The sequence below is a fragment of the Bradyrhizobium sp. genome, assembly GCF_019244115.1.
GTDB lineage: Bacteria > Pseudomonadota > Alphaproteobacteria > Rhizobiales > Xanthobacteraceae > Bradyrhizobium.
This window is the reverse complement of the sequence record NZ_JAFATE010000707.1, coordinates 1-4,646: the sequence shown is the minus strand read 5'-3', so window position 1 is coordinate 4,646 and position 4,646 is coordinate 1. Positions and strand designations below refer to the sequence as shown.

The 4,646-nt window shown below is 63.1% G+C and carries 5 protein-coding genes; all 5 read left to right on the top strand.

The features are described 5' to 3' along the window. A partial coding sequence (locus JOZ76_RS30540) for a cytochrome c oxidase assembly protein (protein ID WP_291705084.1) occupies nucleotides 1-175 on the top strand: 175 nt, incomplete at its 5' end. Nucleotides 176-277: 102 nt separating this feature from the next. Further along, nucleotides 278-1,072: a heme-binding protein gene (locus tag JOZ76_RS30535; protein ID WP_291705083.1), complete on the top strand. Its 795-nt coding sequence runs from the start codon at nucleotides 278-280 to the stop codon at nucleotides 1,070-1,072. Between the two features lie 116 nt (nucleotides 1,073-1,188). Then, nucleotides 1,189-3,036 carry a methanol/ethanol family PQQ-dependent dehydrogenase gene (locus JOZ76_RS30530; RefSeq protein ID WP_291705081.1) on the top strand — a complete coding sequence of 616 codons (1,848 nt, stop codon included), beginning with the start codon at nucleotides 1,189-1,191 and terminating at the stop codon, nucleotides 3,034-3,036. Continuing rightward, a complete protein-coding gene (locus JOZ76_RS30525; protein WP_291705079.1) occupies nucleotides 3,020-3,859 on the top strand; it encodes a substrate-binding domain-containing protein in 840 nt (279 codons plus the stop codon). Before JOZ76_RS30530 ends, JOZ76_RS30525 begins: the two co-directional genes overlap by 17 nt. Next, nucleotides 3,859-4,494, top strand: coding sequence for a c-type cytochrome (locus JOZ76_RS30520; RefSeq protein WP_291705077.1), 636 nt, complete (start codon nucleotides 3,859-3,861; stop codon nucleotides 4,492-4,494). Before JOZ76_RS30525 ends, JOZ76_RS30520 begins: the two co-directional genes overlap by 1 nt. Nucleotides 4,495-4,646 lie beyond the last annotated feature (152 nt).

Here is a 4,646-nt window from a genome sequence, read left to right as displayed (position 1 = left end):
CGCGCTTGCCGGCGCGTTCGGCCTGTCGCCGCTCGAGGACCAGCAGCTTGCCGGCATCCTGATGTGGGTGCCCATGGGCACGCTCTATACGGCCGCGGCGCTGTTCTTTGCCTATCGCTGGCTGACGAGGATGGACGCACGCGTCAGCGTTCCTTCGCTTCAAAACCTCGGCTGAGGCGCACGCCTTATTCAGTCCGCCGTGCCAGGACGCCGACAGGAACTGCGAGCTCCGCTCGAACGTTCGCCTGCTCGATGGAGCAGCGCCAGTGGAGGTCACATGGACAAGCTAACAATCGCGGCATTGATTGCGGTTCTGGCGGTGGCATGGTCGACGCAGGAAGGGACGGTTGCGCAAGATCAGCCGAGCGCGAATAACCCGTCCTGTCCCGTGGATCATGATCACCTCGCCGACATCCTGAAGAAAAGCGTCGAGCCCACGGGGGGTCCAAGCAACGGCGGACTGGAGAACAACGAATGGGCGGCTGTCGTGAACCGCCAGGGCATCGTCTGTGCGGTCGCGTACAGCGGCAACAAGGTCGATGATCAGTGGCTCGGCAGCCGGGCGATCGCGGCCGAAAAGGCCAATACCGCGAACGCATTCAGCCTGAAGGACAAGGCGATGGCGACCGCCAACCTCTACGCCGGCGCGCAGCCCGGTGGCTTCCTGTTCGGCACGGCCTTGAGCAACCCGCCCTCCCCGTATGTGATCTATGCCGGCTCACCTGCGGAGTTCGGGACGGTGCATGATCCGATGGTCGGCAAGCCGGTCGGAGGCGTGATCGTCTTCGGCGGCGGGCTTGCGCTCTATGGTCCCGAGGGCATCGCCGGCGCGCTGGGCGTCAGCGGTGACAGCTCCTGCGCCGACCACAACGTTGCGTGGCGCCTGCGCCACCTGCTCGGACTGGATCACGTGCCGGCCGGCGTCAGTCCGAACATGAAGGACGCGATCATCTATGACATCGGACCTGACGGCAAAAGTCCGTCCGGATTTGGTCACCCGAAATGCAACGGGAAGGAGGACCAGATCGCAGTCGATCTCGGCGCAGGCGTGTCAGGAAATGTCGTGAGATAGCCGGCCATCGCCGCGGCCGGCTTTTTAGGAACCAAGCGGCAGCGCAACGTTTGTACGTTGGCACCCCGGCCTGCGACGCGGCACGGCCTCAACCATTGCCGTGGAGATCTTTACATATGTTAGTGCGGGACTACGGGCGGTTGCTGGTCCGAGGTTTTGGTGCCTTCTGCGCATTCTGCATCCTGCTCTCGTCCGCGTTCGCGCAAGGCGATCTTGCCAGCCGAATGAAGGATCCGGGCCAATGGCCGATGGCCGCGCGCGACTATGCCAATACCCGCTTCAGCGAACTTGACCAGATCAACGCCGGCAATGCGTCACGCCTGCAGCTTGCATGGACGTTTTCGATCGGCGCCGATCGCGGCCAGGAGGCGGCGCCGCTCGTGGTCGATGGCACGATGTATGTGGTCGGCCCCTATGCAGGTCCCTACCCCAACCGCGTGTTCGCGCTCGATGCGACCACGGGCGAGCTGAAATGGTCCTATGCGCCGAAGCCGGAACCCTCAGCCGCGGGCGTCGCCTGCTGCGACGTCGTCAATCGCGGACTCGCCTTCGACAATGACAAGGTCTTTCTCAATACGCTCGACAACCACACGGTCGCGATCGATGCCAAGAGCGGCAAGGAGCTCTGGCATACGAAACTCGGGGAGATCAACAAGGGCGAGACCATCACGATGGCACCGATCGTCGTGAAAGGAAAGATCCTCGTCGGCAACAGCGGCGGCGAATTGGGCGTCCGCGGCTGGGTCACCGCGCTCGACGAGAATACCGGCGCCATCAGCTGGCGCGCCTATTCGACCGGCCCCGATCAGGACGTGCTGATCGGCGACGCGTTCAAGCCGTTTTACGAAAACCTCAAGGGCAAGGATCTCGGCGTGAAAACCTGGCCCGCCGACCGCTGGCAGATCGGCGGGGCGACGGTCTGGGGCTGGATCTCCTATGATCCCGATTTGGACCTGATCTACTACGGCACCGCCAATCCGAGCCCCTGGAATGCGAACCAGCGTAGCGGCGATAATCTCTGGAGCACCTCGATCTTTGCCCGCGATCCCGGGACCGGTCACGCCAGATGGGCCTATCAGCTCAATCCGCACGATCTCTTCGATCATGACGAGATCAACGAGAACGTGCTCGTCGATCTCGAGATCAACGGGCAGCCGCGGAAGGTTTTGATTCACCCGGGCCGCAACGGCTACATGTATGTGATGGATCGGGCGACCGGCGAGGTGATCTCGGCGGACGCCTATGACTTCGTGAACACGTACAAGGGCGTCGACCTCAAGACCGGCAAGATCATCCCGAACGAGGAAAAGACGCCGCTGCTCGGCAAGACGGTCGAGAACATCTGCCCGAGCGCGCCCGGCGCCAAGGATTGGCAGCCGACGGCCTGGTCACCCCGCACCAAGCTGCTCTATGTGCCGCATCAACATCTCTGCATGAATTTCAAGGCCTCGCAGGTGGGCTACATCGCCGGCACCCCCTATGTCGGCGCTGATGTCGACATGTATGCCGGTCCCGGCGGCTATCGCGGCGAGTTCATGGCCTGGGATCCCGTCGCGCGGAAGAAAGTCTGGGAGATTCACGAGAAGCTGCCGGTCTGGAGCGGCACGCTGGTCACTGCGGGGGATGTTGCGTTCTACGGGACCATGGATCGTCTGTTCAAGGCGGTGGACGCCAAGGATGGCCATGTGCTGTGGCAGTTCCGCGCCGGCTCCGGCTTCATTGGCCAGCCGATCTCATATCGCGGCTCCGACGGCCAGCAGTACATCGCGATCCTGTCGGGCGTCGGCGGATGGCCCGGCGTGGTCGCCAACGCCGAGATCGATCCCCGCGTGCGCAATGGCGCGCTCGGCTTCACCGGCGCCACTCAAGATCTGCCGTTCTATACGGCCGGCGGCAGCGAACTGCTGGTCTTCAGGCTTGGCGGCGCAAATGGTCAGGACACCAGCCATGCGCCTTCGCACTGACCGCGCCGGAGTTGTTCTTGCTGTCGTCATCGGGCTTGCGACCACTGCGGCCGGCGCAGCCGATGATGAGTTTCGGGTTTGCGCCGATCCGAACAATCTGCCGTTCTCCAACGGTGCCGAGGCGGGTTTCGAGAACAAGCTCGCGGCAATGGTGGCCGACAACCTCGGCAAGCAGATATCCTACACCTGGTGGGCGCAACGCCGCGGCTTCATCCGAAACACGTTGAAAGCCGGCAAGTGTGATGTCGTGATGGGCGTACCTTCCACCTATGACCTCGTGGAGACGACAAACCCGTACTACCGCTCCAGCTATGTCTTTGTAACCCGGAGGGATCAGCACCTCGACCTTGCATCTCTGATCGACCCGCGCCTGCGGCAGCTCACGATCGGCGTGCATCTGATCGGCGATGACGGCAACAATCCGCCGCCGGCGCAGGCGCTCGGCCAACAGGGGATCGTCGACAATGTCCGCGGTTACTCGATCTATGGCGACTATCGCCAGGCCGATCCGCCGGCGCGGCTGATCGAGGCGGTCGCGAACGGCGAAATCGATGTCGCCGCCGCATGGGGACCGCTCGCCGGATACTTCGCCAGCCTCTCGAAGGTGCCGCTGACGGTCACGCGGATCCGCGATGGCGAGCGCTTCCCGCCCCAGCAGTTCCAATTCGCGATTTCGATGGGCGTGCGCAAGGGCGATCACGCTCTGCGCGATCAACTGAATGCGTTCATCGACGCGCATCGATCCGAAATCACATCCCTGCTGCGCAGCTACGGCGTCCCTTTGGTCGAACTGCCGGTGACCGCCTCTGGAGGACATGAGTGATGCCCCCTGCTCCGCTGCGCGCGAGCGCCCTGCCTCTGCTGCTTGCGACCGCCTTCTACAGCCAGGCGCTCGCACAACAAAGCCTGCCGCAATCGCAGGAGGCACAGATGCTGGCGGTGGCGCCGCGGCCGAATTTCGGCGAGAGCGTCGGCAACGGCAGGCCCGGTGTCTTCATGCAAGTCCCGGTCAGCCATCTCTTCCCGGGCGCGCAGCCGACCCCACCGCAAATCAAGAATCCCATGCAAGGCGATCCCAACGCGGAACAGCGGGGGATGACTTACTTCGTAAATTTCAACTGCGTCGGCTGTCATGCGGCAAATGGCGGCGGCGGGATGGGGCCGGCGCTGAGCAACAACACCTTCATCTACGGGTCGCAACCGGAAAACATCTATCTCTCGATCTACCAGGGCCGGCCGAATGGAATGCCGGCCTGGGGAGGGGTATTGCCGGATAGCGTGATCTGGGACCTCGTCACCTATATCGGCAAGATCAGCAACGAGCCGAGCCATCAATGGGGCCGCACCTTCTCGGCAAACCCGCTGTCACCCGACGTTGAGCAGGTCCCGACCGAGCAGGTCTCGACCACCGATCCCTGGTCGGCGACCAAGAATTTCACTTTCGGCCAGAAGCCGTGATCGGAGCGTTTTCGAGCGAAGCGGGTACCGGTTCGCGTGAACAAAACGCGTCAAACCAGGAATCCAGAGCCTCCGTGATTCAATCGGAACGGAAAAGGCTCTGGAGCCAATCGGAGCAGCCGATGGGACGCAAGCTCGCAAGTGCCGCCGCA